Genomic DNA, 26,128 nt, shown 5'->3' on the forward strand with positions numbered 1-26,128 from the left:
ATCAAAAGCGCGGCGTGGTGTCGCCCTCGCCCAGCGCGCGCTGCATCAGGACGGTATCCAGCCACTGGCCGTGTTTCCAGCCAATGGATTTGAACGTGCCGACATGCTGGAAACCGGCCGCACGGTGCAGGCCGATCGAGGCGGCGTTGCCGCTATCGCCGATGACGGCGAGCATCTGCCGGAAGCCGCGCGAGGTCGCGTCCTCAATCAGCGCATCGAGGAGTTTGCGGCCAATCCCCATGCCCTTCATGGTCGGATCGACATAAACGGAATTCTCAACCGCCGCGCCATAGGCCGGGCGCGGACGATAGGCCCCGGCATAGGCATATCCGGCTATCTTTCCATCGATTTCGGCGACGAGATAGGAATAATTGCCCTCCACCAACAGGCGGCGGCGCTCAAGCATCATATCCACGCCAGGCGGATCGATCTCGAAGCTGGCGCGGCCGTTCAGCACGGCATCCCGGTAAATTTCGGTAATGGCTGGAATATCCGCTTCCTCGCAAGGGCGGATGGTGCAACTGGATACTGTGAGAAGGGTCATTATCTCGTCCTGTGGTCATTCACGGCCCCATTGTGCATTGCGGCTCAGTCAAAATAAAGATTATCTGTCTTATACAAACGATAAGGTTTTCTTTGATGATGGACCTCGATCTGCGGCAGGTGCGCAGCTTCATGGATGTGGCCGATCTCGGCAGTTTTTCCGCCGCCGCCGACAAGGCGGGGATGACGCAGCCGGCCATCAGCCTGCATATCCGGCTTCTCGAAAAACAACTCGGCGTGCGACTGATCGAGAGGGTCGGCAGGCGCGCGCAGCCGACGGCGGCGGGGCGGGATTTTCTCATCCATGCAAGGCGGATTGCGGAAGAAGTGGCGCATGCGATCGATACCGTCGCACCGCATCGCAGCGGGGTAACGGGACGCCTGCGCATCGGCACGGGCGCCACCGCCTGCATCTATCTGCTGCCGCCGGTGCTGGCCAAAATCCGCCAGGCCATGCCGGGTATCGAAATCGTCGTGCAGACCGGCAATACCCACGATATCTTGCGGCTTCTGGAGGCCAATACGATCGATGCGGCGGTGGTGGCCCTGCCCGCCAGCGGCCGCAGCCTCGATATCAGCGATATCCATCTCGATGAACTGGTTGCAGTTTTCCCGCACGGTGCCGTCAGTGACACTACAGTCCTGAATGCCGAGACGCTTTCGACGCGGCCCCTGCTGCTTTACGAGGGCGGCAATACGCGCAAGCTCGTAGATCAATGGTTTTCGGCAAGCGGACGTACCGTGCAACCCGCCATGGAACTGGGCAGCGTCGAGGCCATCAAGAAACTGGCGGGTGCGGGCCTTGGCCTCGCCATCGTCCCGCGCATGTCGATGGAGCATGAGGGGGCGGTGTCAGAGCTTGAATGGCGCGCTCTCGAACCGCCGCTTGAACGGCGGATCGCGCTTGCGATGCGGCGCGACAAACATATGACCGCGCCGCTGCGGGCGCTTGCCGCTGCGCTGCCGGATGTGCGGAAACGGTGAGGCCTGCGCCGGGTTGCGAGGGCAGGCCAGCCATCGCCTCTGATGGCGAATAGTGCGCCCGCCTCAGCGCCATCCTTGGCTTGTCCCACTGCTGTCCGGTTTAAATTCCGGACGACCCGCAGCCCCCCTTTTGAAGTCAGTCGTGGAGGGTCAACATTCTCTCGACGTCATCCTCGGGCCTGTCCCGAGGATCTAAACACGTCGAATAAAATCAATACGTTGCAGATCCTCGGGACAAGCCCGAGGATGACGTCGGCGTGGTTGGCCTGACTTGCCTTCCCATCTGATGACGCTACTTTTCTTTTGGTGTCCGGTTCGGGGCGGCAGGCCAGAGCACGACGTTGAGTGTGTCGGATGCTTCGTCACGGCATTGCTCGCGCCAGCCGATGACGCGAGCAACGCTTGCGAACCTCAGAACTCCGTCCAGTCGTCACCCTTCAGGGCCAGCGCCGCATTGCCGCGCGCGGCAGCGACCGGGCGGGCCCTGGTAGGTGCAGCGACGGGTGCGGCAGGCGCGTGAACCGGGCTTGCAGCGCGCTGCATATGCCGAGCCGTCTCCCGCAATGCGGAGGTCTGCTGACCGAGCTGGAATTGCGCAAGAAGGGCGTGGAGATTGGCGCATTCCTGCGCAAGACCGGCGCCCGCCGCATTCATTTCCTCGACCATCGCGGCGTTCTGCTGCGTGGCCTGATCCATGTGGTTGACGGCGGTATTGACCTCGGAGAGACCCGCCGACTGTTCCTGCGCCGCAGTGGCGATGGCGTCCATATGGGCGTTAACGGAAAGCACCAGCTGCTCGATCTCGGAAAGCCCGACGCCGGTATCGGCGACCAGCTTCACCCCCTCACCCACCGCAACGGCGGAGGTGTTGATGAGCTGCTTGATTTCCTTCGCCGCATTGGCGGAACGCTGGGCGAGTTCGCGCACTTCCTGTGCGACGACGGCAAAACCCTTGCCTGCATCGCCCGCCCGCGCTGCTTCCACGCCGGCATTCAGCGCCAGAAGGTTGGTCTGGAAGGCGATTTCGTCGATGACGCCGATGATCTGGCCGATCTGGCGCGAGGAGTGCTCGATGCGTTCCATGGCGGAGACGGCATCGCGCACCACCTTGCCGGAAAGATCGGCCTTTGTCCTTGCTTCACGCACCGTGTCGCGCGCCTCGCCAGCCCGCTTGGAGGTGGCGGAAACATTGGCGGTGATCTCTTCCAGCGCAGCGGCGGTCTCTTCCAGAGAAGCGGCCTGCTGCTCGGTGCGGCGGGAAAGATCGTCGGATGCCGACGACACTTCGTGAGCGCCGCCATTCACCGTCTGCACGGACTGGCCGACGCTCGTCAGCGCTTCGCGCAGCTGATGCACGGAGCTGTTGAAATCGTGGCGCAGCGCCTCGAATTGCGGTGCGAACGGCGTTGCGATCTCGCAGGCCATGTCGCCGGAGGCAAGGCGGCGCAGACCGCCAGCCAGCGAACCCGTGGCCTGATTGAGCCGTTCTTCGGCCTCGGCCTCGGCGCGCTGCTGCAGCTCGATACGGTCCCGCTCGGCCCGCTCGCGGTTGGCGACGGCTTCCGCCTCCAGCTGCTTGTTTCGGATAGCCGCCTCGCGAAAGATTTCCACGGCGCGGGCCATCTCGCCGATCTCGTCGGAGCGTTTTGCACCGGCGACATCGATGGTCAGGTTGCCGCTGGACAATTCCATCATTGCCTTGGTCAACCGGCTGATGGGGCGGGTAACACGACCGACGATGACGGCAAGGCAGAGAATGCAGACGCCAAGCGTGAGGATGAAAGCCGAGAGATAGACCATCGCGCCGACAAAGGCGTCCTGCCTTGCCTTTTCGGCATTGGCGTTGAGAACATCCATCGCTTCCGAGGCGATTTTCGCGACCGTATCGAGGTTTCCGGTGACGGTATTGCGCCATGTATCGATGGTGAAGGCCGGCGTGCGGCCATTGTTCAGGTCGTCGATCAGCTTCGCGCGCTGCGTGACGAAATCACCCTTGAAATAGGTCTTGTCGGCAGCGGCATAGATATCCTTCAGCGCCTGCGGCGTCGATTCATGCACGACGAGTTCGCCGGTGGCTTTCCAGGCAAAGGCCGCGCCCGCATCGAAATTGCCAAGCTGTTGGGTTTCCTGCGGGGTCAGCGGCCGCTGCTGGGCCACGACCGCATTGATGACAACAGTGGCGCTGCCGCCCAGCGCACGCGCCGACCAGCCATAGGACCGCAACTGGATGAGGCCGGTGAGGCTCTGGTCCAGCGAACGAACCTCGCCTTCCACCGCCGTCGATCCCGCTTCGAGCGCCGTCAGGAAATCCTGACCGAGCGCCAGCACGGTCTTGTCCAGCCCGTTTTCACGACGGTCGAGCGGCAGGGTGACGTTGGCGTCAACCTTTTTGCGCAGTTCCAGGAATTGCGTGTAGATATCCTTCACGCGGGCAAGCGGAGCCTTGAGGCCAGCCTGATCGAGCGCGGCGGACTGTTCGAGAAAGGCGCTCATGGCGGCATCCACCTTCTGGCGCGACGCCTGCACGCTGGCGATCGTATTGGCCGTCTTCGCGGGGTCGACCGTCAGCGCCGAGGCGCTGTTGCCGCGTTCACTGCGAAAGTTCAGCAAGGCGTTGAAAAGCAGCCTGTCCAGCGAAACGAGCTGCGCCACCTCCGAAAAGCTGCGGGCACGCTGCACGGACTGTAACATGCCGTTGCCCACGAAGCCTGCCAGCGCGATGCCGACGAGCAGAAAAAATCCCACAAGTATATTGCGTATGCTGAAAGACATTTGACGGCCCCCACTAGCCCGGATCGGTAATGCCGCAAGCTAGCGTGTGGTCCTCTAAAATTGGATTAAATTCCCCCCGAATTTTTATGGGAAAGAACAAGGTACAAAACAAAAGGCCGCAGCAGGGAGGAGCCTGCCTCGGCCTTTTGAAAATATCGGTTTTATCCGACCTTAAACGTCTGCGCCGAGACGCGCCCAGTCCATGTAAAGATCGAGCGCCTTGCGGGCGACCGGGCCTGCCTGTAACTCGCGGTCATCCAGCTTCACGACAGGCGAAACCTTGGAATAATTGCCCGAGCAGAAGATTTCATCGGCCTCGCGGAAATCCTCGACCGAAAGCGTCGCCTCACGGACGTCGAAACCGGCCTGACGCAGAAGGCCGATCACCCGCGAACGGGTGATGCCGGCGAGGAAGGTACGGTTCGGAACCGGGGTGAAAACGACGCCGTCCTTGACCATGAAGATGTTGGCCGAAGCGGATTCGGCGACATTGCCGTTCATGTCGCGCATCAGGGCATTATCGAAGCCGCGCGAGCGGGCTTCCAGAATGGCGCGGCCGCTATTGGGATAAAGGCTGCCGGCCTTGGCGTCCGTCATTGCGGTTTCCGGCGAAGGACGGCGCAGCGGCGAGACGGTGAGCGTCAGCGGCTTGCCGGCATCCATCGGCGCTTCGAAAAGGCAAAGCGCAAAACGGGTGGAACCGGCATCCGGCGCGACAACGCTGCCGGGCATGCCGTGTTCGGCCCAGTACATCGGTTTGATATAGATCGCCATCTTGCCGTCGAACCTGTTGACGCCTTCCAGCGCCAGCGCCTCGATCTCTTCCGCCGTCATCGTCGGCTTCATGCCCATATTGACGGCAGAGCGGTTGACGCGCTGGCAGTGCAGGTCAAGATCGGGCGCGACGCCATCAAACCAGCGCGCGCCGTCAAACACCGTCGACGCCAGCCACATGGCATGCGAGGTCGGGCCGATGAGCGGCGGATTGCCGGGCAGCCATTGACCGTCAACATAGGTCCAGGTGGTTGATCGGGGTGCGGTATCGACGCTCATGATGGTCTCCTGTCTCAAGCGTTTCCTTTAAACGAAAACGCTCCGTCTTTTTGTTCTGATGCATTTCCGGATGAGGAACGCTACGCGCGCTCAACCTGGGATGTGCTGGAAATCGGCCGGAGTGAATGCCTCTCCCCTGACGAGGTCAAGTTTTAATTGCCGCGATTTCTGATTTTGATGGAAAATAACAAAGCGACGGTCCGACAAAGATGTTTTATGAGGTGAAACAAAAGGTTGATGAATAGATTCATCACAATAATTCATCGATCCGATGATGGCGGGGCGATTTCGCCCATGCGATGCTGACGATCTGACGGCAGTCCGCAGGAGGAAAACCATGGCATGGTCCGCCCACCAATATCTGAAATTCGAAGACGAACGGACACGCCCCGCCCGGGATCTCCTGGCCCAGGTTCCGCTGGAACGGGTGCTGAATGGCTATGACCTCGGCTGTGGCCCCGGCAATTCCACCGAGCTTCTGACCGACCGTTACGGCGTCAACGTCATTACCGGCATCGACAGTGACGACGACATGCTGGAAAAGGCGGCGGACCGGCTACCGACCACCCGCTTCGGCAAGGCCGACCTTGCAAAATGGAAGCCGGCGCAGAAGGCGGACCTGCTTTACGCCAATGCCGTTTTTCAGTGGGTGCCGGATCATCTCGCCGTTCTTTCGCAACTGATGGACCAGCTGGAAAGCGGCGGCGTTCTGGCCGTGCAGATGCCTGACAATCTGCAGGAGCCGACGCATCGCGCCATGGAGGAGACCGGAGCGAACGGCGCCTGGAAGGACAGCTTTGCGGACGGCAGGCTGCGCCGCAAACCCCTGCCTGCCCCTTCGGACTATTTCGATGCGCTGACGCCGAAATCCGCGCGGGTGGATGTGTGGCACACCGTCTATAATCATCCGATGAAGGATGCGGAAAGCATCGTCGAATGGGTCAAGGGCACGGGCCTGCGCCCCTATCTCGCCGCCGCCGGCGAGGAAAACCGCGAAGCCTTCCTCGCCGACTACACGCGGCGCATCAAGGAGGCCTATCCGCCGATGGCGGACGGCCGGTTGCTGCTGCGTTTTCCCCGGCTTTTTGTGGTGGCGGTGAAGAAGTAAGGACGTGAGATTGTCGCCCGTGGACGGCCGCAGGCTTATCTAGCCAACCGGCCTAAACGCCAATATTTAACCTGCAAAGGCATAGACCCGGAGACGGTGGTTATCGGGATCGGCAGCGGTGAAGGTGTAGCCGAACTCCATTTTGGCGGGCTGCTGCAGCATGGCGACGCCCCTTGCCTTCCAGCTGGCGAAAGTCTCATCCACCTCTGCGTCGTTTTCGACACGGAAAGCGAGCTCTCCGCCGCCGCCCGCGACCGATGCCTTCGGCTCCACGGTATGCTGCGACCACAGGCCGAGCTTCATGCCGTTTTGAAGCACGAACAGCGAAAATGTCGGTGAGGATTCCACCGGCTCCGCACCCAGCAGGGCCTTGTAAAATTCCGTGCTGGCCGGCGGGTTATCGACGTAGAGGATGGTGAAATCGGGGTGGTTCATGGCTGTTCTCCTGTGTTGCGGATGAACGGTTTCTAGACCCCGCTACTGTCAGTTTTTGTCAGCATGGTGCCGCCGCCGCTGTTTTTCCCGTTCGCGCCATTCTTTCAGCAGGGCCTGGCGGCGGCGCGGATAACGGCTGTCGAGGGGACGGAAATTTTCAATGCGGTCGGCCCGGAAACTGCGGTAGTCCTGCCGCGTCTCGCACCAGCCCAGCACCACCCGCACCAGATCGAAAAAAGCGAGTGCGAAGGGCCAGATCACCCGCTCCGTCACCTCTCCCTTTTCATCGCGATAGGTGATGACGACCTTGCTTTCCTTGCGGATCGTATCGCGAATAGCCGCCAGATCGATATGGATGGCGGCAAGACCCTGCCCCGGCCCGACAAGCAGGGTGGAATGATCGAGTTCCTCGCGCAGCGCATCGGGAAGCACGGCGCCGATCTTGACGAGGGCGGCGCGGGCGGCCTCGGCCAGCCCGGCATCGGCGCGGCCCGCCACCCAGCGCGAGCCGAGCACCAGCGCTTCGATCTCCTGCTGCGAAAACATCAGCGGCGGCAACAGAAAACCGGGACGCAGCACATAACCCACCCCCGCTTCGCCTTCGATATCCGCACCCTGCGCCTGAAGCGTTGCTATATCGCGGTAAAGCGTGCGCAGGCTGACGCCGGTCTGCGCGGCAAGGGCCGTACCGCTGACCGGCATGCGGTGGGCGCGCAGGATCTGCAACAGATCAAGAAGCCGTTGTGAGCGTGACACGCGACATTTCCTTCCACCCGCATAGTCGGATCATACCGTTGACGATCCCGGCGATAGACGCGTAACGCGGCCAGCCGCCCGGTGCAACCATGCAAAAAAGGGTGGACAAGGCCGCGCCGCCATCATGTAGATAAGGCCAGGGATTTTCACGCCCCCTCACCCGCCACAGGCATTTCGAGTTTCCGCCATGATCGTTCGTCCAAAACCGAACCTGCTGCAGCTTTTCCTCATCGTGCGCGGTTCCATCATCGTCCGCATTTTCCCGCAGGTGCTTGCGGTGTTCCTGCTGTCGACGCTGGTCGTCTGGGCGCACAAGGACCGGCCGGATCTGGTGCCGGCGTTGAACGGCGCGCCATTCTCGCTGCTCGGCATCGCGCTTTCGGTCTTCCTCGGTTTTCGCGCCAATGCCTGTTACGACCGCTGGTGGGAAGCCCGCAAACAATGGGGCGCGCTGATCACCGTCGCCCGCACGCTTTCGCGCCAGACCGTAATGCTGGAAAGCCGGCAGGATGTAGCCGATCCCGTGACCCGCAGGCGGATCACCGATCTTGTCATCGCCTTCTGCCACGCGCTGGTCTCGCACCTTCGCCCCGGGGATGCGACCGCCACCGCATCCCGCCTCATTCCGGATGACATTTCAGAGGCCTATGCGCGCAGCCGCAACAAACCGGATAAGCTGCTGCGGGAAATATCCGCCGCCGTTATCTCCGCCCATGGCAAGGGGCAGATCAGCGATATCCAGCTACAGATGCTGGATGCCACCGTGCAGCAGATGGGGGCGGCGCAGGCTTCGTGCGAGCGCATCCGCCAGACACCGGTTCCCTTCGGTTATTCGCTGCTGCTTCACCGCACCGCGCATCTGTTCTGCCTGCTGCTGCCGTTCGGTTTCACCGATCTGCTCGGCTGGGCCACGCCGTTTACCGCCACGCTCATCGCCTATACGTTCTTCGGTCTCGATGCGCTGTCCGACGAGCTGGAAGACCCATTCGGCGCCGGCCTCAATGCGCTGCCGATCAATTCGCTCGCCACCACCATCGAGATCAATCTGCGCGAGGCGATGGGCGAGACCGATCTGCCGGCCGATCCGCGCCCGGTGGATTACGTGCTGATGTGATATCGCCGCCGCCGGGTTGAAACCGATTGCGCGGACACCAGTTAATGAAGGACGGCTTCCCCGCCCGGCATCTGCCGCCGACCATGTTTTCAGCAAACAGGAGAGACATCCCATGTATCACGTCAACGCCAATGGCGCGAATATTCCCGCCCTCGGTTTCGGCACCTTCCGCATTCCAGAAGACGATGTCAGGCGCATTCTGCCGGAGGCGCTGAAACTCGGTTTCCGCCACGTCGATACCGCGCAGATATACAAGAACGAGGGGGCCGTGGGCGAGGTCATCGCTCAGTCAGGCATTTCCCGGCACGATATATTTCTCACCACCAAGGTCTGGGTGGATCGCTTTCGCCACGACGATTTTCTCGCTTCCGTCGATGAAAGCCTTGCAAAACTGAAGACTGACTATGTTGATCTGCTGCTGCTGCACTGGCCAAAAAGCGATGTGCCGCTTGCCGAGCGCATGGGCGCGCTGAATGCGGTGCGCAAGGCCGGAAAGGCGCGCAATATCGGCATTTCCAACTTCAACGTGGCGCTGACCGAAGAGGCGGTGAAACTGTCTGACACGCCGCTTGCCACCAACCAGATTGAATATCACCCCTATCTCGACCAGACGAAGGTGATTTCGGCCGCGCGCAAACACGGGATGTCGGTGACGGCCTATTATCTGATGGCCGATGGCAAGGTGCCGAACGATCCCGTGCTGAAGGACATCGGCGCAAAACACGGCAAGACCGCCGCACAGGTGACCCTGCGCTGGGCCGTGCAGCAGCCGGACATTGTGGCGCTTTCCAAGACGGCGACCGAAAGCCGCCTCAACGAGAATTTCGACATTTTCGATTTCGCGCTGACGGAAGAGGAAATGCAGGCGATCCACGCGCTGGCCAAACCGAACGGCCGCATCGTCAGCCCCGGCCACCTCGCGCCCGATTGGGACGACTAAGCCGGCGGGGCAGTCCGGTTCGGGTTTCACCGCTCGGTCAGGGCCAGCTTCGCCCCCAGCGCCACAAAGGCGGCGGCGAAGCTGCGCCTCAGCCAGGCGAGAACCGCCGGGCGTGACATCACTTGCCGCCGGACCGAGGCGGCAAAACAGCCATAAAGCGCAAAGACCAGAAACGTCATGGCCATGAAGACCAGCCCGAGGTCGATCATGCGCCATGTCGGCAAAGCCTCATCCGGTGCGATGAACTGCGGCAGGAAGGCGAAAAAGAAGATCGACAGTTTCGGGTTCAGCAGATTGATGAGGATCGCCTCGCCGATGACACGGGCGGTCCTCTGGGGTTCCCTGGTATCGTCGATCTTCAGCGCACCGTCTTCCCGCAGCGTGTTCCACGCCATGTAGATGAGGTAGGCGACCCCCAGATATTTGACGACGCCGAAGGCCAGCGCACTGGTGTGCAGAATGGCGGCAAGACCGGTGATGGCGGCGAGCAGATGCGGCACGATGCCGAGGGTGCAGCCAAAGGCCGCAATCACGCTCGCCCTCGCCCCCTGCGAGAGCCCGGCGGCCAGCGTGTAGACCACGCCGGTTCCCGGAGAAGCGGCGACGATGAAGGATGTGATGAGGAATTCGGGTGTCATGGTGCGGGTATGTCCTGTGGGTGGAGGACAGGAGCATGATGGTGCGTGGGGTGGGCGTCTTGGATGAAATTGCAGAACTGATGCTCGAAGGCTCGCGCGGTAATAGCAGGCTGAGGGGCTGGGCCAACCCACTCTCCCTCATTCCTGTGCTTGTCACAGGAATGAGGGCGGAGAAAGCATCTACGAAAACGCCGCCCGATAAACCGCCGGCGTCACGCCGAATTGCCGCACAAAAAACCGGTTCAAATGGCTCTGGTCGGTAAAACCGGCGGCAAAGGCCGCCTCGGCAGGCGGCGTACCGCTGGCCAGCGCATGCCGGGCCAGATGCACGCGCCGCTGGAGAAGATAGCTGTGCGGCGTCAGGCCTGTCGCCTTGGCGAAAGCCCGCAGGAAACGGAACTGGCTCATGCCGGCCTCGCTCGCCAGATCGGCGAGGCGGAACGGCCGGACGGGATCGTCATCGATGCTGCTTTTCGCCCGTCTTATGCTGTTGAGCGCAGTAGTTTCGCGCGATTTGGCAGCCACCTCCATGGCATCCGCCAAAAGCATCAGCAGGGCCTCGTCGCCATGCAGGGTCTCGCCCGGCCGCTGCCTTGCGGTCATCGCAGAAAAGACTGTGCAGAACCGAGCTGCTAGCGGCCTTGCATCGACGGGATAGGCAAATTCGAAAGAACCTCGATCCTTCTCGCAGACATCGGCGATGGCGTCGCGGACGATATCGATGTCGAGATAAAGCATCCGCCAGGCGCGGCCGCCCTCCCCAAGCGGAATGCCGTCATGCACCTCGCCCGGATTGACGGTGATGACATGGCCGGCGCCGGCCTCCACCATACCGCGGCCGGAGAGCGATTTCTGCGCGCCGCGTTCGATGAGGCCGATGCCGAACTGATCATGCATGTGGCGCGGAAAAGAACGATCGCTATCCGCCACCACGGCGGAGACACCGGGCAGAACGGTTTTCGACATCAGGAACTGGGCTTGGCCCATGAAAGCACGCGCTCCGCGGATAAGAGCGCGAGGCTATCACAGGACGTCCGGTCGCAACAGACTTTGCGGTTTACGGATGCATATGGTTGATCATGGCGAAGACCTGATCGAAATTGCCGTTCTGCGCGGCAAAACGCAGCGGTTTGCAGCGCTCCACCACCACTTCCTTGTCGTCCGGGCGATTTTCAAGAATATCCATCACCTCGGAAATGAAGGCCTCGAGCGGCATCGCCCTTTCGTCGCTCGCCTGCCCCTCACCCATCAGCGTCGTCTGCACATAGGGCGGCACGATTTCGATGACTTCCACCGGCGTCTCCCTCAACTGCTCGCGCAGCGCAACCGAATAGGCATGGATGGCCGATTTGGTGGCGCTGTAGGTGGGGGTCAGCACCATGGGCACGAAGGCGAGGCCGGAGGAGACAGTCAGCACTGTGGCGGCGGGCTGCTTTAGGAAATGCGGCAAAAGCGCCGCCGTCAGGCGGATGGGCGCGAGAAGATTGGTGGCGACGGTTTCTTCGGCCGTATCAAGATAATCCGGTGCCGCGACGATGTCTTCCGGCCGCATGATGCCGGCATTGTTGATGACGGCGTTGAGGGTGGGATGGGCCTTCACCAGCGCCTCGGCAAATGCGCGAATACCTGCGGCGTCCGTCGCATCCATCACCATCGAGGCCATGCCCGGGTTGGCGCCCGTCACCTCGTCGAGCACGGCCTGGCGGCGGCCGGAAATGATGACCCTGTTGCCTGCCTGATGAAACGCTTCCGCCAGCGCCCGGCCGATGCCCGAACCACCGCCGGTGATGAGAATGGTGTTATCAGTGATTTTCATTGGAACATCCTTTGCTTGTTGGCTGAAAGGAAGTTAGCTATGATACTCTCCAATCGAAAGTAGGCACCTAAAAGATTTATACTTACCCAATGGAGAGTGTAAGGTGAAACGGCACGCGGCCGACCCGGCCATCGAGAACCGGCGCAAGGTTCCCCCGCCCACGGATACCGATCCGGTGATAGAGGCGCTGGTTCAGGACATCATTGCCAAAGTGGCCGACAAATGGACGATGCTCATTCTGGAAGTGCTGGAAGAGCACGGCACGCTGCGCTTCACGCAGATCGGCAGGCTGGTGGGCAACATCAGCCAGAAGATGCTGACGAAAACGCTGCGGCAGATGGAAAGCGACGGGCTGGTGCGCCGCACCGTGCACCCCGTCATTCCGCCGCATGTGGATTATGCTCTGACGAACCTCGGCCGCACGCTGGGCAGCGCCTTTTGCGGCGTTTGGATATGGGCGGAAACGCACCATGCCGAAATAGAAGAGGCGCGCCGCCTGTTCAATGAACAGCCGCCGCGCCCCGCTATGGAGTAGTTTCGCCTCAGGCGAACTGGCTGAGGCCCGGAACCGACGCGATCACCTGGTCGACAACCTCATCGCCCGCATGCTGGCGAGCAACGGAGATGGTTTCCTTGGCGAGCGTGGAAATCTCGCTCATGCCGAGGCCCTGGCTCATCAGCTGCTGGCCGAGACCCATGATGCCGCCGCCGCCGATGGCGCTCATCAGGCCGCCGAGCAGACCGCCGCCGCCGCCGGCACCCTCGCCATTATACTGCGCCACCAGATCGCTGGCGCCGGGAATGGCTTCGATCATCCGCGCGATCGGGCCGTCTGCGGCCTCGCGCTGGAGAAAACCGAGAATCATGCCAATGGCCTTTTCAGCCAGTTCAGGGTCGATCCCCGCCTTTACGGCGATCTGATCCACGACTTCGTTCATTCTTGCCTCCTGTTGAAAAACGACGCCAACATCGAATAACTGACGTTAACGTCAACGTAAAACAATCTCATGCTGCATTCAAGCGGCCACGAACAGGTGCGGCAACTTTCATCAAGCGGTTTTTCCTCATCGGCATCAAGCAGTTGTTGCGCCTTGAAACTGTCCTTATAAGATCATCACAACCAAACTATGAAAAGGCCGCTTTCGCGAGGAACGGTCATCGCATGCCAGCTACGCTTTTAATTCGGACATGACTTTTGCAAAATCCGGCGCGATTTTAAGGGTCATGCATCAGCCGCAGGAGAAAATGGTCGATGTTGCAGGACGGACAGCTCTATATCGGGACCAGCCGCAATCCGGACGACAGCCTGAACAAGGGCGAATATCTGGAACTGAAATTCGGCAACCGCCACGGCCTGATCACCGGCGCGACGGGAACGGGCAAGACCGTGACGTTGCAGGTTCTTGCTGAAGGTTTCTCCAAGGCCGGCGTGCCGGTTTTCTGCGCCGATATCAAGGGCGACCTTTCCGGCATCGCGGCGGAAGGCGAAGCCAAGGACTGGGTGCAGAAACGCGTCGAGCAGATCGGCTTCACCGATTTTTCCTACGGTAAATCCTCCGTCATCTTCTGGGATCTCTACGGCGAAAAAGGCCATCGCGTGCGCGCCACCATCGCCGAAATGGGCCCCCTGCTGCTCGCCCGGCTGATGGATGCCTCGGAAGCGCAGGAAGGCGTGCTCAACATCGCCTTCAAGATCGCCGATCAGGGCGGGCTGCCGCTGCTCGATCTCAAAGACCTGCAATCGCTCCTGAATTATATGGGCGAAAACGCAACGGAGCTTTCCAACCAGTTCGGCCTGATTTCCAAGTCCTCGGTCGGATCGCTGCAGCGCGGGCTGCTGGTTCTCGAACAGCAGGGCGCGGCCAATTTCTTTGGCGAACCGGCGCTGAAGATCGCCGACATCATGCGCGTCGGCACGGACGGGCACGGCACCATTTCGGTTCTTGCCGCCGACCGGCTGATGATGAACCCGCGCCTTTACGCCACCTTCCTCCTCTGGATGCTCTCGGAACTCTTCGAAGAACTGCCTGAGGTGGGCGACCCGGAAAAGCCGCGTCTCGTGTTCTTCTTCGATGAGGCGCATCTGCTCTTCAACGATGCGCCACGGGTGCTGGTGGAACGCGTGGAACAGGTCGTGCGCCTTATCCGCTCCAAGGGCGTGGGCGTCTATTTCGTGACGCAGAACCCGCTCGACGTGCCGGAAACCGTTCTTGCCCAGCTCGGCAACCGCGTACAGCATGCGCTTCGCGCCTATACGCCGCGCGAGCAGAAAGCGGTGCGCACGGCGGCCGACACCTTCCGCCAGAACCCGGCCTTCAACACTGCCGACACCATCACCACGCTCGGCACCGGTGAGGCGCTGATCTCGACCCTGCATGACAAGGGCGCACCCTCCATCGTCGAGCGCACCCTCGTGCGCCCGCCTTCCGGCCGTGTCGGACCGCTGACGGATGCGGAGCGCAGGTCGCTGATCGATGTGAGCCCTGTCGCGGGCCAATACGACAAGGATATCGACCGGGAATCGGCCTTCGAAATCCTCGCCGCCCGCGCCCAGAAGGCGGCGGACGCGGAAGCCGCCAAACGTGCGGAAGAGGAAAATGCCGCAAACCAGTCCGAAACTGCTTCCGGCCGCTGGCGTCTGCCGGGCTTCGGCGACGAACCCACGCAGGCTTCCACCACCGGTTCCCGCAATGGCGGCGCCCGCCGCACGGGTTACCAGCGCGAAACGGTGATCGAGGCGGCGATGAAAAGTGCGGCCCGTTCGGTCGCCACATCCGTCGGCCGCGCCATCGTGCGCGGGATTTTGGGTAGTTTGAAGCGATAGAAACAGGCACGCCGCCCGCTCCCGATGGGGCGGGCGGCGCTTGATTGGCACAGCTACTACTTCTGGCGATAGAAGATCATGCCGCCGTGATAGAGGATGTCGTCGACGAATTCGCCGTCGGCCGTAAAACCGGTATCGTCCCAGTAGTCGATATGGTTTCCCTTCACCTCATATCGCCCCTGATAAGCGCTTTTGCGGTTGCCCCGCGCCTCGTCATAACGACCATTGGGCAAAAGCTCCTGACGAACATGGCCATCGCCGGTGACCCACATGCCGATGTAAGGGTGGTTCTGGATTTGAGCCGTTTCGGTCATGTTCATGTCCATGGCGTTATTCGCTTTGCGGGAGCCCGTATCGGCGGAAGCCGTTGCGAGCAGAAGCGCAACCGATGTCGAAACAATATTCATTGCCTTTGCCCTCCCGATGCAGCGTTGTCGCGGCGTTCCTCGAACAGCTCAGCCAGCGTCCGGGATGCGGCGATGGCTTTGGGAAAACCTGCGGGAACCGTGATCAGATAGATCATTTCCTTCAGTTCCTCGTCGGTTGCGCCGACATTGAGTGCATAACCGGCATGGACCTTCATCAGATCACGCTCGCCAAGGGCCGCCATGACCGCAACGGCGGCCAGCTGGCGGGTCCGGTTGTCCAATCCCGGCCGCGACCACACCTCCCCCAGCGCGTAACCTTCGGTCGCTTCGGCGAGGAAAGGAAACTCCTGGCGCAAACGTTCCAGATTGGCCTGGGGCCGGCCATTGTTGAGGTTGCGGACGACGTCATCGCCACGCCTCAGCCTGTCATCCAGTTGCTGCGGATTGGCGATGGCGGCGGCACTTCCCGCAAGCGTGGCAATCGCAAGCACGGTTGGAAAAATCGCTTTCATGTCGGCCTCCTCAGGCAGCGGTGGGTCGGATGACGATTTCATTGACGTCGACATCATCGGGCTGCTCGATGGCGTAACGCACCGCGCGGCCGATGGCGTCGGGTTTCAAGGCGATGGCCCGATAGGTCTGCATCAGCTCCGCAGCGGCCGGATCGGTGATGGTGTGGGCAAGTTCGCTTTCCACCACGCCGGGGTGAATGCAGGTAACCCGCAGGTCGTGGTTTTCCTGCCGCAGCCCGTCCGAAATCGCCCGCACCGCAAATTTCGTCGCGCAATAAACGGCAGCCGTGGGCGAAACGGCGAGCGCACCGATGGAGGCGATGTTGATGATATGGCCGGAAGAACGGGCGGTCATCTCGGGTAGAACGGCGGCGACGCCATAAAGCACACCCTTGATGTTGACGTCGATCATGCGGTCCCATTCATCGACCTTGAGCGACGACATCAGCGATAGCGGCATGATGCCGGCATTGTTGACGATGACGTCGACCTGCCCGAAAGCCTTGCGCCCTGCCTCCGCAAAGGCCTCGACACTCTGTCTGTCAGTAACATCAAGCGGATGGATGGTGACCTCGACGCCCTTCCCGCGCAATTCTCCGGCAAGCGACTGCAAGCGGTCCATGCGGCGCGCACCGAGCACCAGCTTTGCTCCCGCAGCGGCCAGTTCCCTTGCAATACCCTCACCGATCCCGCTCGATGCACCTGTGATGAGAACGACTTTGTTCAATGTCATGGCTTTCTCCTTGGTGTTACGGCCCGCTTTTTCTGGAAGCGACCGTTGCGGACAAGATAAAGCTTGGGCATTGTCGTGATAACCGCCTCAATAATTACCTCAATGGATAGTTTTTCTAAACAATGAACATTGATCTCAACGCCCTTTCGACATTCTGCATGGTTGCCGAGGAGCGCAACTTCCGGGCCGTCGCGGACAGGCTCGGCATAACCCGGTCCGCCGTCAGCCAGACCATCCGCAAGCTTGAAGAGACAATGGGAATAGCGCTTGTGCAGCGAACGACGCGCAGCGTCAGCCTGACGGAAGCGGGGCAGCAGCTTTATGCGGACGTCTCGCCATCCATCGGCAATCTCGTCCAGGCAGCCAATGCTGCATCTTCCCTGAGCGGCGCCGTGCGCGGGCAGCTGCGCCTTGCGGTTTCCTCGATAGCCGAGCGATTTTTATCCGGCCCATTGCTTGCAAGCTTTGCGGACATGCATCCCGAGGTGCAGCTTGATATCGTCGTGACGGATGAGGAGTTCGACATCGTCGCCGAACATTACGATGCTGGCGTGCGCCTTGGAGAACTGATCGCGCAGGACATGATCGCCGTTCCGGTTTCCGCTCCGCAGCGGCAGCTCGCCGTCTGCTCCCCTGGCTATCGGGACCGCTTCGGTCTGCCAACGCAGCCCCGCGAGTTGATAGAGCACAGGTGTATCGGCTGGCGAGCCCGTCCGGGTGTCGCGCCATACAGGTGGGAATTTGCCGAAAACGACCGCGAATTCGCGGTAGCGGTGGAGCCTGATTTCACCACCAACGACATGCAGCTGATGATCAAGCTGGCCTGCGCCGGTGCGGGTATCACATTCGGCATGGAAGAAACGTTCCGCCCCTATCTGGAGAGCGGGCAGCTCGTTTCCATGCTGGAGGACCATTCCCCGACCTTTGCAGGATTTTATCTCTATTACCCCAGCCGTCGTAACCTTGCGCCGAAACTGCGAGCCTTTATCGATCACGTCCGCCTGTCGAGAGAGCGGTGATCTGCCGGAGCGGGCTCCGGCAGATCGTCAGAAAACAGGATTATTTCTTCTGCGAAACCAGCGAGAAATAGGCGCCCTGCGGATCGACGCAATTGACGATCCAGCTTCCGCCGGGAACCTCCATCGGGCCGTTGACGACCTTGCCGCCGCCGGTGCTGACGCGGGTAATGGCTTCATCGATACCATCCACATTGAAGTAATAACCCCAATGGCAGACGGGGACCTGCGGCATGCGTTTCATTATGCCGCCGACGGCTTTGCCCTTGTAGGCGAAGATGCGGTACGGGCCCATGTCGCCCATGTCGAAATCATGATCCTTGGTCCAGCCGAACACGTCGCCGTAAAAGGCCATGGCCTCATCAACATTATCGGTGAAGAGTTCATGCCAGCCGACATGGCCCTGCTTTTCCTGCATATCCTCGGGGAAACCGCCGGTTTCCATCGGCAGCGGCGTCATGATACAGAGCACCGCACCAAAGGGATCGGCAACCACGGCAAAGCGGCCGATTTCGGGAATATCCTGCGGGGGACGTCTGATCGCGCCGCCCTTTTCGGCGAATTGTTTCGCCGTAGCGTCCACATCGTCGACATCGACATAGGCGGTCCAGTTCGGGGGAATGCCCTGGCCCTTGTGCTCGTCGGTCAGTTCCATGACGCCGCCCATGCCTTTGCCATCGGCCTCCAGCACCAGATAGGGCATTTCCGGCGAGCCGAAATCCTTGGTCTGCCAGCCGACGACGTGACCATAAAAGCGGGCTGCCGCTTCCATGTCGGGCGTCATCAATTCGACCCAGATGAATTTTCCATGTGTATCGGACATTGTCGTCTCCTATGGAGGGTTTGGCGGGTGTGTTTCGGCCATTGCCCGCCGCGGGACGCGGCGGCGCTGGTGCTCAGGTGAAATTCCGGCGGGCTTCAGGCCTTGCGCCGGAACTCCGATGTCATGAAGGTCTTGAATGTGCCGTCCGGCTGCTTGACGCTGCCGGAAAAGCTGCGGTGATTATCATCATGCAGCACCAGCACGTCGTGATAGGTAGCGGTGCCGCCGGAACCATCGAAGGCGGGACCTTCCGCTTCCAGCGTCAGGGTCTTGCCGTCCTCTTCCAGCCAGCCCTTGTAGACCCAGAGATTGGTCATCATCGACCCTACCCAGGTGCCGACGAAATTGCCCTTGGCCGGATCAAAACCGACCGTGATCACGGCTGTCATATCCGTGCCGTCAGGCATCTTGCCGGTGCCGTTGCCGATGATCCACAAACCGCCGATGGAGCGGACGGTCTCGGTGAATTGCTGCGACGGGTCGTCGGCATTGTAGTCCTCATGACCGGAACTGGAGGTCATGACCCAGTCTCCGACGATCCTCTTCAGGAATTCATGTTCCTTCTGCGGCTTGGCGATTTCCATTTCCATTTTCGTTTCCTCCTCGTCCGTCAGTTTTCAGTGGCAGCAGGAAGCGGCCTTCGGTGCGTCCTCATACTGGTCGTGACGGCGCACCCAATCCATTACCTCCTCTTCATTACGGCCTTTTGGCACCAGATCGAGAAGCATCAGCGTGCCGAGCGTCTGCTCCGCGCCGCGGGCGTAAGTGGAATAGGTGTGGTAGATCTTGCCGTCATCGCCCTTGGCGAAAACGCTGATGCCGTGCAGGTCCTTCAGGTCGCCATAGGGCGCCATGTCACGGTAATTATAGGTGATTTCGCCTTTGGTCATATCCTCGTCGCGGAACGAGGCCTGATAATCATAGTTGAAATCGCTGCCTTCGGCGGAAACCCACGGGAATTTCCAGCCCATGCGGTTTTTGTAGCTTTCGATCTTTTCAAGCGGCGCGCGCGACACCGCGACGAAACCCGCATCGCCATGCTTGAGGTGGATCAGCGCGCCATCGACATGATCGGCAAAGAAGGAGCAGCCGACACAGCCCTCCTCCCAGTCCGGCGCCAGCATGAAGTGGTAGACGATCAGCTGGCTGCAGTTGCCGAACAGTTCCTGTAGCGATTTGGGGCCGGAAGGCGCGTCGAAAATATACTCCTTCGTCACCTCCTCCCAGGGCAACGCGCGCCGGGCCTCGTTCAGCTTGTCACGGGCGCGGGTCAGTTCCTTTTCCTTCACCAGCAGATCGCGGCGGGCCGCAAGCCACTCCTCTTTCGAAACGACGGGATGAGACATGATCTTTCCTCCTTGGATCCGTCTTTCACCACGGCGCCGCTCCGCTTTAACGCAGGGCGCCGCCTATTTCTGTGTTGAAAGGCAATTAACAGTCCGCGAGACATCAAGTTCCGCTTGACTAATTAGGTTGATATCAACATATTTATCCCATGTCAAACGCCAGCGTGATTCCTTTTTCGACAACTCTTTTCGTGCGGGACGCCTGTCTGTGCCTGCATGCGCAGCGTGCGGCGCGGGCCTTGGCGCGGCTGTTCGACAATGCGCTGAAGCCGGTCGGGATCACCAATGGGCAATTTTCGCTGCTGATGTCGCTCAACCGGCCGGAGCCGCCGCCGATGGGACCGGTCGCCAATCTTCTGGCCATGGACCGCACGACGCTGACGGCGGCGCTGAAGCCTTTGGAACGGCGCGGGCTGGTCAGCATCGAGCAGGACCCGAAAGACAAGCGCGGCAAGCGGCTGCGGCTGACGGCTGATGGCATGGCCGTGCTCGCCGCCGCCTTCCCCATCTGGGAACAGACCCATGCCGAAATCGAGGCCCGCATCGGCAGCGGCGATCCTGACCGGCTGCGCCGCGACCTTATCGATCTCGGCTGACGGGATGACGGCATAACGCCATTTTTGTGCGCAAGAATGTCATCCGGCCGTCGTGCCGGGGAGCGAAACTACAAGGACAACGCGATCAAGGAGGAAAGATCATGCGTGCAATCGTTTTTGTAAAAGCCACCAAGAGCAGCGAAGATGGCGTCATGCCCACGACCGAGCTGATGGAGGCAATGGGGAAATTCAACGAGGAACTGGTCAATGCCGGCATCATGCAATCCGGTGACGGCCTGCACCCCTCCTCCAAGGGCAAGAGGGTCATTTTCGACGGCGACAGCCGCACTGTCGTTGACGGCCCCTTCCCGCATACCAACGAGCTGGTTGCCGGTTTCTGGATCTGGACGGTGAAGGACATGGACGAGGCCGTGGAATGGGTGAAACGCTGCCCGAACCCGATGCTGGAGCGCAGCGAGATCGAAATCCGCCCGATGTTCGAAATGGAGGATTTCGGCGATGTCGTAACGCCTGAAATCGCCGCCCATGTTGAAGAGCTGCGCGCGCGTGTCGCGAAGCAATAAAGCCGCTCAAGGTCGAGAGCTGATTGAAACATGAGAGTGCGGGCCTGCCGCATTCTCCCGCACGGCACCCCGCTTCAAAAGCCATTGCCTCGAACAACCACCGCTGTTAATGGTGGAGCGGTTCAATCCGTTTCAAGAAAGGAGGCTTCGCATGGATATTTCCTGCTTCTGGCGCAATCGTCAGCTCTGCCACCTTTTTGCCCTGCAGACGCGTTTGCAGGGCTGACCGGAACACCAAAACTCTGGTTTGCCCAAAAGGCCGCGCAGAATGCAGCTTGTCTGCCGTTGCGCATGTTTTCACGACGGATCATCCCGAACCGAAACCCCGTACTGCATTGCCGCAGACCACGGTTCGTCGCGGGTCCGTTTCGCCAGAGACAAATTATGACCATCATCACGCTTCGAAACCTCGGAATCATTCTGGGCAAGCCGCTTTTTTCCAATCTCAGCCTCACCGTGAATGCAGGGGATCGCATCGGCATCGTCGCCGCCAATGGCTGCGGCAAATCCACCCTGCTCAATTGCCTTGCCGGTGAGCTGGACGCCACCAGCGGCGATATCACCCGGCTGCGCGGGCTGACGCAGTCCATCGTCCACCAGCATCTGCCCTCCCCGCTGATGGAAAAGACGATGCGGGACGCCGTGCTTTCCGCACTCCCAGCGGACACGATCGACAGTGAAAGCTGGCGCGCCGACATTATTTTCGACGCGATGCTGGTGCCGGAGCCGTTCCGCGAGCGCCGCCTGAAAGAGCTGAGCGGCGGCTGGCAGAGGCTGGCCATGCTGGCGCGGGCATGGATCACCGAGCCTGACGTCCTGCTGCTCGATGAGCCGACCAACCATCTCGATCTCGAAAAAATCAACGTGCTGGAAAACTGGCTCGCTGAATTGCCGCGCGATACCGCAGTTATCATCGTCAGCCATGATCGCGCCTTTCTCGACAATGTCACGAAGACCACGCTGTTCCTGCGGCCGGAAAATTCGGCGCTGTTCCGGTTGCCCTACGGCCATGCGCGGTTAGCACTGGAAGAGGAGGATGCCGCCGATGAGCGGCGTTTCCAGCGCGACATGAAAACCGCGCAGCAATTGCGCCGGCAGGCCGCCAAGCTTAACAATATCGGCATCAACTCCGGCAGCGATCTTCTGACCGTCAAGACCAAACAATTGCGCCAGCGCGCCGAAAAGCTGGAGGAGAAGGCGCGGCCCGCCCATGCCGAGCGCTCCGTCGGCAAGATCCAGCTCGCCAATCGCGGCACCCATGCCAAGGTTCTGGTGACGCTGGAAGATGTCCCCGTTTCGACGCCGGACGGAACATTGCTGTTTCGCACCGGCCGGCAATTTGTCCGCCAGGGTGACCGCATTGTCATTCTCGGCCGCAACGGCGTCGGCAAGACGCGGCTGATGTCGCTTCTGCAGGCGGCGGTCTCGGGCGCGGGCCAGATACAGGAGGGCGTCAAGGCCACGCCCTCGCTGGTGGCCGGATATGTCGATCAGTCGCTTGCCGAAATCGACGACGACAGCACGCCGGCGGCGTTCATGACCCGTCGCTTCGATATTGGCGATCAGCGCATTCATGGCCTGCTCGCGGGTGCCGGGATCGACATGGAGATGCAGAAACGCCGCATCGCCACGCTTTCCGGCGGCCAGAAGGCGCGGCTTGCCATGCTGGCGCTGCGGCTGGCGGAGCCGAATTTCTACCTGCTGGACGAGCCCACCAACCATCTTGATATAGACGGGCAGGAAACACTGGAGGCGGAAATCATCAGCCGTGAGGCCAGCTGCGTGTTCGTCTCGCACGATAGAAGTTTCGTGCGGGCGGTCGGAACCCGTTTCTGGCTGATCAACAAGCGCAGGCTGGTGGAAGTCGACGATCCCGAAGCGTTTTTCGCCTCGGCTTGATTGTCCTCAAAGGGCCGAGGTAAAACAAGCAAAACGCCCGTCAGCCCAACAGGCTGGCGAGGCGTGGATCACCGGCGAAATCCGAGACCGCAAACCCCGTCCTGCGCATCGGAAATTCGCACAGCGCCTGCACCCCGGTTTTCGACAGGCGGATGCGCCAGCTCATCCGCTCCACCGGCATTTTTTCGGCAAAGGCCTTTGGCGACAGGACCGCAATATTGAGGCCGCCAGCGGGATCGCGCACCGAGCGGTAAAGGATCGTCTCGATCTTCGCCAGACGTGCCTGCTCGGCCAGCGCCTGGCATGGCTCGTAATTTTGCAGATCGGTCCACAGCTCCTCGTCGCGGTTCAGTTCCGGTTCCGTCAAATCCAGCGCCGCATCGGTGGCGATACGGGCGGCGAAGGCGGAATAATCGGCGGGATTGGCGGGTAGCGGCGTGCCGGGGGATTCCGCATAAAACAGCAGCCGGTAGAAGGCCATTTCGGCAAGCGCCGTTTCCACCTTCGCGGCGGCGTAATAAACGCCCTCGGTGAACCCGGCCCGGCGGAACCGCGAGCCATGCGGATAGGCAGCGCCATAACGGAAGGGCGTGGCGAGAAGATAGTCGAAACCGGCGCATTCCGGCGGAAACGGCCTCTTGCTCGCCTCCAGAATATCTTCCAGCAGCGATTGCTCCTCCACCGTATCCACCAGCTTCATGGTGGATACCTGATGCTGCGCTTCCACCAGCCGCCAGTATTTTCCCGATGCGGCGCGTTTTTCAGACAGGAGCGCGTCGGGCGTCCAGATAGGAGAGGACATCGATCAATCCGGTAATGGTGGTGAGCCTCTCGGCAGGCACGGCATCAAGCGCCGTATTGTGATTGCGCAGCCAGTTTTTGGCTACCGCCTCGTCGCCGCCGGCGATTGCATCCAGCGAACGGAAAACCCGGATCAGCAGCACCGCAAGCTCGAAAGACTTGGCGCCCGGCTCCAGCAGGAAATCGAGCCGCTTCATGCGCGACACCGTAGGGGCGGAAACACCGAGAATATCCGCCGTACGGGCGGCATTAAGGCCCAGCCGCTCGGCAGCGGTCATAACGGCCTTGGTGACGACCCTGCCCTGCGAAGCAGGATCCATGGCGGTCTTGGCGTGAATATTCATGGCGCACATCCTTTCCTTGGAAAGAATATAGCATATTTCTTTCCACAAACAAGAAGGCCGGGATAAACCCGGCCTCATTGCTCACATGGAATTGCTCACGCGGATTGGATCAGGCCACCGAGACCGGCACTTCCGTGGAGGTGCGCATGGCGTGGCTGTAAGGGCAAACGATGTGAGCGGCAGCAACCAGCTTTTCGGCGACTTCGCGCTCGACGCCCGGAATATTTGCCTTCAGCGACACTTCGATGCCGAAACCGCCGCCATCTTCGCGCGGGCCGATACCGACGGTTGCCGTCACAGTGGTGTCTTCAGGAATCTTTACCTTTTCCTTGCCGGCGACAAATTTCAGCGCGCCCAGGAAGCAGGCGGAATAACCGGCTGCGAAAAGCTGTTCCGGATTGGTGCCACGGGCGCCATCGCCGCCCAGTTCCTTCGGAACGGTCAGCGTAACGTCGAGAACGCCGTCTTCCGACTTGGCGTTGCCGGCGCGGCCACCGGTGGCGGATGCTTTGGTCGTGTAAAGAATGGGCATGACATTTACTCCTTCGGGTTGGTGTTGAGTTCTTATAGCGAACAATTTAATTGTGCGCAATATAATTTTGCACGTTGAATACGAAATCGTTTTTTGCGATAATTTTCACGAAATTTCGCCGCGCATCCATGCGGCAGGAACCGAAAGCGGGGGCTGATTGTTCCCTCCCCGGTTGATTTTGGAGCACGAAAATGGACGCAGAGGGCGACGAGAAGAAGATGGAAAGCCTGTTGAGGCTGGACCAGCAGATATGTTTTGCCCTTTATGGCGCGGCACACGCCTTCACACGCGCCTATAAACCGCTGCTCGACCCGATCGGGCTGACCTATCCGCAATATCTGGTCATGATGGCGCTGTGGGAAAAGGAGACGTCCACCGTCAAGGCGCTTGGCGAAATGCTGGGCCTTGATTCCGGCACGCTGTCGCCATTGCTGAAAAGGCTGGAACATGCGGGGCTGATCACCCGCAAGCGCGGCACCGTGGATGAGCGGCAGGTGCTGGTGGCCCTGACGCCCAAGGGCGCGAACCTCAAAAAAGAGGGCGTGAAGATCATGGCGGCGATCGGCAGCGCCACCGGCTGCGGGCTGGAGGAACTGGTGCAGATTCGCGACCGGGTGAATGCGCTTAAGGACAGTCTCAGCCGTCCGTAACCCTCCGGCAAGTCGCAAGGGCTGATAATCTCTCTGCCGTCATGCTCGGGCCTGTCCCGAGCATCTGCAACGTATTGATTTAGTGCGACGTAATTGGATCCTCGGGACGAGCCCGAGGATGACGTCGAGTATGGGACAGGTTTTCCTTAAATTAAAGGCGGCCCAGGGCCGCCTTTTTATTCGAAACGTTTTCGGCTTATTGCCAGACCACCACACGGGCCTTCTGCGGCACGCGGTCATAGAGGTCGATGACGTCCTGGTTCATCAGGCGCACGCAGCCGGAAGAGACTGCCTTGCCGATGGAATTCCATTCCGGCGAGCCGTGGAGACGGTAAAGCGTGTCCTTGCCGTTCTGGAAGATATAAAGGGCGCGCGCGCCAAGCGGGTTCTTCAGGCCCGGCGGCATGCCGCCATTCTTGGAGGAATATTTGACCAGTTCCGGCTGGCGGGCGACCATCTCATCCGGCGGGGTCCATTTCGGCCATTTCTGACGCCACTGGATGACGCCCTCGCCCGACCAGGCGAAACCATCGCGGCCGATGCCGACGCCGTAACGCATGGCGCTGCCGCCCTGCTCCACGACATAAAGGAAGCGCGAGCGTGTATCGACGACAACGGTGCCCGGGCGCTCGCCAGTCGGATCGACAACCCGCTGGCGGTAATAACGCCGGTCGATTTTCTGATAGGGTACGGCGGGAATGACGTAACCGCCATCCTCAACCGAGCCGTACATGACGGCCAGTTCCGCATCGCTGACGCCCGGCGAAAACATCTGCCGGAAATCGGTGCCGATGGCGCTCGCCTGCTGGCGGATGGCGTCTCCCGTGCCCGATGAGGCGCAGCCTGCGAGAAGCGAAGCGGAGGAGAGGCCAAGAAGGGAAAGGAAGGTGCGTCTGGAAAGATCTGTGTCGGTGCTTGTCATAAGGCCGGTTTGTCCCACATTTCGAACGGCTATATCGCTGTTGTACGTCATTTGTTCCGTGTCATGCGTATTGCGAAAA

At 60.7% G+C, this 26,128-nt stretch carries 30 protein-coding genes; 11 read left to right on the top strand and 19 right to left on the bottom strand.

Going from position 1 to position 26,128, the window contains the following annotated elements; all coding sequences use genetic code 11:
- Position 1: 1 nt before the first annotated feature.
- Entirely contained in the window at positions 2-544 is a 543-nt protein-coding gene (locus CFB10_RS16390) for a GNAT family N-acetyltransferase (protein WP_020009625.1), read from the bottom strand.
- Positions 545-639: 95 nt separating this feature from the next.
- On the opposite strand from CFB10_RS16390, the gene CFB10_RS16395 reads away from it, so the two are divergent.
- A complete protein-coding gene (locus CFB10_RS16395) occupies positions 640-1,527 on the top strand; it encodes a LysR family transcriptional regulator (protein WP_020009624.1) in 888 nt (295 codons plus the stop codon).
- A gap of 411 nt (positions 1,528-1,938) precedes the next feature.
- On the opposite strand, the gene CFB10_RS16405 is transcribed toward CFB10_RS16395, so the two are convergent.
- Together CFB10_RS16405 and CFB10_RS16410 are read right to left on the bottom strand one after the other, a co-directional pair.
- Positions 1,939-4,299 (bottom strand): methyl-accepting chemotaxis protein, encoded by a 2,361-nt coding sequence (locus CFB10_RS16405; RefSeq protein ID WP_020009623.1) that lies wholly within the window; start codon positions 4,297-4,299, stop codon positions 1,939-1,941.
- 171 nt (positions 4,300-4,470) lie between these two features.
- Positions 4,471-5,352, bottom strand: coding sequence for a branched-chain amino acid aminotransferase (locus tag CFB10_RS16410; RefSeq protein ID WP_020009622.1), 882 nt, complete (start codon positions 5,350-5,352; stop codon positions 4,471-4,473).
- 337 nt (positions 5,353-5,689) lie between these two features.
- Here CFB10_RS16410 and tam point away from each other — a divergent pair, with 337 nt between their 5' ends.
- Positions 5,690-6,460, top strand: coding sequence for a trans-aconitate 2-methyltransferase (tam, locus tag CFB10_RS16415; protein WP_020009621.1), 771 nt, complete (start codon positions 5,690-5,692; stop codon positions 6,458-6,460).
- 66 nt (positions 6,461-6,526) lie between these two features.
- On the opposite strand, the gene CFB10_RS16420 is transcribed toward tam, so the two are convergent.
- Entirely contained in the window at positions 6,527-6,895 is a 369-nt protein-coding gene (locus CFB10_RS16420) for a VOC family protein (RefSeq protein WP_020009620.1), read from the bottom strand.
- A gap of 48 nt (positions 6,896-6,943) precedes the next feature.
- Complete coding sequence (locus CFB10_RS16425) at positions 6,944-7,651, bottom strand: YafY family protein (protein ID WP_026363490.1); 708 nt, start codon at positions 7,649-7,651, stop codon at positions 6,944-6,946.
- A gap of 187 nt (positions 7,652-7,838) precedes the next feature.
- Between CFB10_RS16425 and CFB10_RS16430 the strand changes: the two genes are divergently transcribed.
- Together CFB10_RS16430 and CFB10_RS16435 are read left to right on the top strand one after the other, a co-directional pair.
- Positions 7,839-8,765: a bestrophin family protein gene (locus CFB10_RS16430; protein WP_020009618.1), complete on the top strand. Its 927-nt coding sequence runs from the start codon at positions 7,839-7,841 to the stop codon at positions 8,763-8,765.
- 112 nt (positions 8,766-8,877) lie between these two features.
- Positions 8,878-9,705 carry an aldo/keto reductase gene (locus CFB10_RS16435; protein WP_020009617.1) on the top strand — a complete coding sequence of 276 codons (828 nt, stop codon included), beginning with the start codon at positions 8,878-8,880 and terminating at the stop codon, positions 9,703-9,705.
- A 26-nt stretch (positions 9,706-9,731) separates the two neighbouring features.
- On the opposite strand, the gene CFB10_RS16440 is transcribed toward CFB10_RS16435, so the two are convergent.
- The 3 genes from CFB10_RS16440 to CFB10_RS16450 all read right to left on the bottom strand — a co-directional run bounded on the left by CFB10_RS16440 (position 9,732) and on the right by CFB10_RS16450 (position 12,159).
- On the bottom strand, positions 9,732-10,343 hold the full coding sequence (locus CFB10_RS16440) for a LysE family translocator (RefSeq protein ID WP_020009616.1): 612 nt from the start codon (positions 10,341-10,343) through the stop codon (positions 9,732-9,734).
- Between the two features lie 180 nt (positions 10,344-10,523).
- Positions 10,524-11,330 carry an AraC family transcriptional regulator gene (locus CFB10_RS16445; protein WP_020009615.1) on the bottom strand — a complete coding sequence of 269 codons (807 nt, stop codon included), beginning with the start codon at positions 11,328-11,330 and terminating at the stop codon, positions 10,524-10,526.
- A gap of 70 nt (positions 11,331-11,400) precedes the next feature.
- On the bottom strand, positions 11,401-12,159 hold the full coding sequence (locus CFB10_RS16450) for an SDR family oxidoreductase (protein WP_020009614.1): 759 nt from the start codon (positions 12,157-12,159) through the stop codon (positions 11,401-11,403).
- Positions 12,160-12,262: 103 nt separating this feature from the next.
- On the opposite strand from CFB10_RS16450, the gene CFB10_RS16455 reads away from it, so the two are divergent.
- On the top strand, positions 12,263-12,694 hold the full coding sequence (locus CFB10_RS16455; RefSeq protein ID WP_020009613.1) for a helix-turn-helix domain-containing protein: 432 nt from the start codon (positions 12,263-12,265) through the stop codon (positions 12,692-12,694).
- A 7-nt stretch (positions 12,695-12,701) separates the two neighbouring features.
- Here the strand turns inward: CFB10_RS16455 and CFB10_RS16460 are convergent, their stop codons facing one another.
- A complete protein-coding gene (locus CFB10_RS16460; protein WP_020009612.1) occupies positions 12,702-13,097 on the bottom strand; it encodes a hypothetical protein in 396 nt (131 codons plus the stop codon).
- 314 nt (positions 13,098-13,411) lie between these two features.
- On the opposite strand from CFB10_RS16460, the gene CFB10_RS16470 reads away from it, so the two are divergent.
- Entirely contained in the window at positions 13,412-14,983 is a 1,572-nt protein-coding gene (locus CFB10_RS16470) for a helicase HerA-like C-terminal domain-containing protein (protein WP_020009611.1), read from the top strand.
- 56 nt (positions 14,984-15,039) lie between these two features.
- Here CFB10_RS16470 and CFB10_RS16475 read toward each other — a convergent pair whose 3' ends face one another.
- The 3 genes from CFB10_RS16475 to CFB10_RS16485 are packed head-to-tail and all read right to left on the bottom strand — an operon-like array spanning position 15,040 to position 16,596.
- Complete coding sequence (locus tag CFB10_RS16475) at positions 15,040-15,390, bottom strand: Atu4866 domain-containing protein (protein ID WP_020009610.1); 351 nt, start codon at positions 15,388-15,390, stop codon at positions 15,040-15,042.
- On the bottom strand, positions 15,387-15,863 hold the full coding sequence (locus tag CFB10_RS16480; RefSeq protein ID WP_020009609.1) for a carboxymuconolactone decarboxylase family protein: 477 nt from the start codon (positions 15,861-15,863) through the stop codon (positions 15,387-15,389). Before CFB10_RS16480 ends, CFB10_RS16475 begins: the two co-directional genes overlap by 4 nt.
- A gap of 10 nt (positions 15,864-15,873) precedes the next feature.
- Entirely contained in the window at positions 15,874-16,596 is a 723-nt protein-coding gene (locus CFB10_RS16485; RefSeq protein WP_026363489.1) for an SDR family oxidoreductase, read from the bottom strand.
- Positions 16,597-16,718: 122 nt separating this feature from the next.
- Between CFB10_RS16485 and CFB10_RS16490 the strand changes: the two genes are divergently transcribed.
- The gene (locus tag CFB10_RS16490) at positions 16,719-17,615 is read left to right on the top strand and encodes a LysR family transcriptional regulator (protein ID WP_020009607.1); all 897 of its coding nucleotides are present in this window, start codon (positions 16,719-16,721) and stop codon (positions 17,613-17,615) included.
- 40 nt (positions 17,616-17,655) lie between these two features.
- Here the strand turns inward: CFB10_RS16490 and CFB10_RS16495 are convergent, their stop codons facing one another.
- The 3 genes from CFB10_RS16495 to CFB10_RS16505 form a co-directional block, all read right to left on the bottom strand.
- Positions 17,656-18,435, bottom strand: a complete 780-nt coding sequence (locus CFB10_RS16495; protein WP_003509361.1) for a VOC family protein — start codon at positions 18,433-18,435, stop codon at positions 17,656-17,658.
- 95 nt (positions 18,436-18,530) lie between these two features.
- The gene (locus CFB10_RS16500; protein ID WP_026363488.1) at positions 18,531-19,025 is read right to left on the bottom strand and encodes a DUF1579 domain-containing protein; all 495 of its coding nucleotides are present in this window, start codon (positions 19,023-19,025) and stop codon (positions 18,531-18,533) included.
- A 27-nt stretch (positions 19,026-19,052) separates the two neighbouring features.
- A complete protein-coding gene (locus tag CFB10_RS16505) occupies positions 19,053-19,781 on the bottom strand; it encodes a thioredoxin family protein (protein WP_020009604.1) in 729 nt (242 codons plus the stop codon).
- Between the two features lie 149 nt (positions 19,782-19,930).
- Between CFB10_RS16505 and CFB10_RS16510 the strand changes: the two genes are divergently transcribed.
- The 3 genes from CFB10_RS16510 to CFB10_RS16520 all read left to right on the top strand — a co-directional run bounded on the left by CFB10_RS16510 (position 19,931) and on the right by CFB10_RS16520 (position 22,800).
- Positions 19,931-20,377, top strand: a complete 447-nt coding sequence (locus CFB10_RS16510) for a MarR family winged helix-turn-helix transcriptional regulator (protein ID WP_003522235.1) — start codon at positions 19,931-19,933, stop codon at positions 20,375-20,377.
- 101 nt (positions 20,378-20,478) lie between these two features.
- A complete protein-coding gene (locus tag CFB10_RS16515) occupies positions 20,479-20,901 on the top strand; it encodes a YciI family protein (RefSeq protein ID WP_020009603.1) in 423 nt (140 codons plus the stop codon).
- Positions 20,902-21,285: 384 nt separating this feature from the next.
- Positions 21,286-22,800, top strand: coding sequence for an ABC-F family ATP-binding cassette domain-containing protein (locus CFB10_RS16520; RefSeq protein WP_020009601.1), 1,515 nt, complete (start codon positions 21,286-21,288; stop codon positions 22,798-22,800).
- 40 nt (positions 22,801-22,840) lie between these two features.
- Here the strand turns inward: CFB10_RS16520 and CFB10_RS16525 are convergent, their stop codons facing one another.
- The 3 genes from CFB10_RS16525 to CFB10_RS16535 form a co-directional block, all read right to left on the bottom strand.
- Entirely contained in the window at positions 22,841-23,602 is a 762-nt protein-coding gene (locus CFB10_RS16525; protein WP_026363487.1) for an RES family NAD+ phosphorylase, read from the bottom strand.
- The gene (locus CFB10_RS16530) at positions 23,562-23,945 is read right to left on the bottom strand and encodes an MbcA/ParS/Xre antitoxin family protein (RefSeq protein WP_026363486.1); all 384 of its coding nucleotides are present in this window, start codon (positions 23,943-23,945) and stop codon (positions 23,562-23,564) included. The genes CFB10_RS16525 and CFB10_RS16530 overlap by 41 nt, the downstream gene beginning before the upstream one ends.
- Before the next feature lie 109 nt (positions 23,946-24,054).
- On the bottom strand, positions 24,055-24,477 hold the full coding sequence (locus CFB10_RS16535) for an organic hydroperoxide resistance protein (RefSeq protein WP_003509379.1): 423 nt from the start codon (positions 24,475-24,477) through the stop codon (positions 24,055-24,057).
- Positions 24,478-24,668: 191 nt separating this feature from the next.
- On the opposite strand from CFB10_RS16535, the gene CFB10_RS16540 reads away from it, so the two are divergent.
- Complete coding sequence (locus CFB10_RS16540; RefSeq protein WP_020009598.1) at positions 24,669-25,127, top strand: MarR family winged helix-turn-helix transcriptional regulator; 459 nt, start codon at positions 24,669-24,671, stop codon at positions 25,125-25,127.
- Positions 25,128-25,323: 196 nt separating this feature from the next.
- On the opposite strand, the gene CFB10_RS16545 is transcribed toward CFB10_RS16540, so the two are convergent.
- Entirely contained in the window at positions 25,324-26,049 is a 726-nt protein-coding gene (locus tag CFB10_RS16545; RefSeq protein WP_020009597.1) for a L,D-transpeptidase, read from the bottom strand.
- Between the last annotated feature and the right edge of the window lie 79 nt (positions 26,050-26,128).

Origin of the sequence: Agrobacterium sp. 719_389, from assembly GCF_900188475.1 — a bacterium.
Lineage (GTDB): Bacteria > Pseudomonadota > Alphaproteobacteria > Rhizobiales > Rhizobiaceae > Agrobacterium > Agrobacterium radiobacter.

Coding starts and splice junctions, on each gene's coding strand:
- CFB10_RS16390 (WP_020009625.1), bottom strand. CDS start 544: ATGACCCTTCTCACAGTATCCAGTTGCACCATCCGCCCTTGCGAGGAA.
- CFB10_RS16395 (WP_020009624.1), top strand. CDS start 640: ATGATGGACCTCGATCTGCGGCAGGTGCGCAGCTTCATGGATGTGGCC.
- CFB10_RS16405 (WP_020009623.1), bottom strand. CDS start 4,299: ATGTCTTTCAGCATACGCAATATACTTGTGGGATTTTTTCTGCTCGTC.
- CFB10_RS16410 (WP_020009622.1), bottom strand. CDS start 5,352: ATGAGCGTCGATACCGCACCCCGATCAACCACCTGGACCTATGTTGAC.
- tam (WP_020009621.1), top strand. CDS start 5,690: ATGGCATGGTCCGCCCACCAATATCTGAAATTCGAAGACGAACGGACA.
- CFB10_RS16420 (WP_020009620.1), bottom strand. CDS start 6,895: ATGAACCACCCCGATTTCACCATCCTCTACGTCGATAACCCGCCGGCC.
- CFB10_RS16430 (WP_020009618.1), top strand. CDS start 7,839: ATGATCGTTCGTCCAAAACCGAACCTGCTGCAGCTTTTCCTCATCGTG.
- CFB10_RS16435 (WP_020009617.1), top strand. CDS start 8,878: ATGTATCACGTCAACGCCAATGGCGCGAATATTCCCGCCCTCGGTTTC.
- CFB10_RS16440 (WP_020009616.1), bottom strand. CDS start 10,343: ATGACACCCGAATTCCTCATCACATCCTTCATCGTCGCCGCTTCTCCG.
- CFB10_RS16445 (WP_020009615.1), bottom strand. CDS start 11,330: ATGGGCCAAGCCCAGTTCCTGATGTCGAAAACCGTTCTGCCCGGTGTC.
- CFB10_RS16450 (WP_020009614.1), bottom strand. CDS start 12,159: ATGAAAATCACTGATAACACCATTCTCATCACCGGCGGTGGTTCGGGC.
- CFB10_RS16460 (WP_020009612.1), bottom strand. CDS start 13,097: ATGAACGAAGTCGTGGATCAGATCGCCGTAAAGGCGGGGATCGACCCT.
- CFB10_RS16470 (WP_020009611.1), top strand. CDS start 13,412: ATGTTGCAGGACGGACAGCTCTATATCGGGACCAGCCGCAATCCGGAC.
- CFB10_RS16475 (WP_020009610.1), bottom strand. CDS start 15,390: ATGAATATTGTTTCGACATCGGTTGCGCTTCTGCTCGCAACGGCTTCC.
- CFB10_RS16480 (WP_020009609.1), bottom strand. CDS start 15,863: ATGAAAGCGATTTTTCCAACCGTGCTTGCGATTGCCACGCTTGCGGGA.
- CFB10_RS16485 (WP_026363489.1), bottom strand. CDS start 16,596: ATGACATTGAACAAAGTCGTTCTCATCACAGGTGCATCGAGCGGGATC.
- CFB10_RS16490 (WP_020009607.1), top strand. CDS start 16,719: ATGAACATTGATCTCAACGCCCTTTCGACATTCTGCATGGTTGCCGAG.
- CFB10_RS16495 (WP_003509361.1), bottom strand. CDS start 18,435: ATGTCCGATACACATGGAAAATTCATCTGGGTCGAATTGATGACGCCC.
- CFB10_RS16500 (WP_026363488.1), bottom strand. CDS start 19,025: ATGGAAATGGAAATCGCCAAGCCGCAGAAGGAACATGAATTCCTGAAG.
- CFB10_RS16505 (WP_020009604.1), bottom strand. CDS start 19,781: ATGTCTCATCCCGTCGTTTCGAAAGAGGAGTGGCTTGCGGCCCGCCGC.
- CFB10_RS16510 (WP_003522235.1), top strand. CDS start 19,931: ATGTCAAACGCCAGCGTGATTCCTTTTTCGACAACTCTTTTCGTGCGG.
- CFB10_RS16515 (WP_020009603.1), top strand. CDS start 20,479: ATGCGTGCAATCGTTTTTGTAAAAGCCACCAAGAGCAGCGAAGATGGC.
- CFB10_RS16520 (WP_020009601.1), top strand. CDS start 21,286: ATGACCATCATCACGCTTCGAAACCTCGGAATCATTCTGGGCAAGCCG.
- CFB10_RS16525 (WP_026363487.1), bottom strand. CDS start 23,602: ATGTCCTCTCCTATCTGGACGCCCGACGCGCTCCTGTCTGAAAAACGC.
- CFB10_RS16530 (WP_026363486.1), bottom strand. CDS start 23,945: ATGAATATTCACGCCAAGACCGCCATGGATCCTGCTTCGCAGGGCAGG.
- CFB10_RS16535 (WP_003509379.1), bottom strand. CDS start 24,477: ATGCCCATTCTTTACACGACCAAAGCATCCGCCACCGGTGGCCGCGCC.
- CFB10_RS16540 (WP_020009598.1), top strand. CDS start 24,669: ATGGACGCAGAGGGCGACGAGAAGAAGATGGAAAGCCTGTTGAGGCTG.
- CFB10_RS16545 (WP_020009597.1), bottom strand. CDS start 26,049: ATGACAAGCACCGACACAGATCTTTCCAGACGCACCTTCCTTTCCCTT.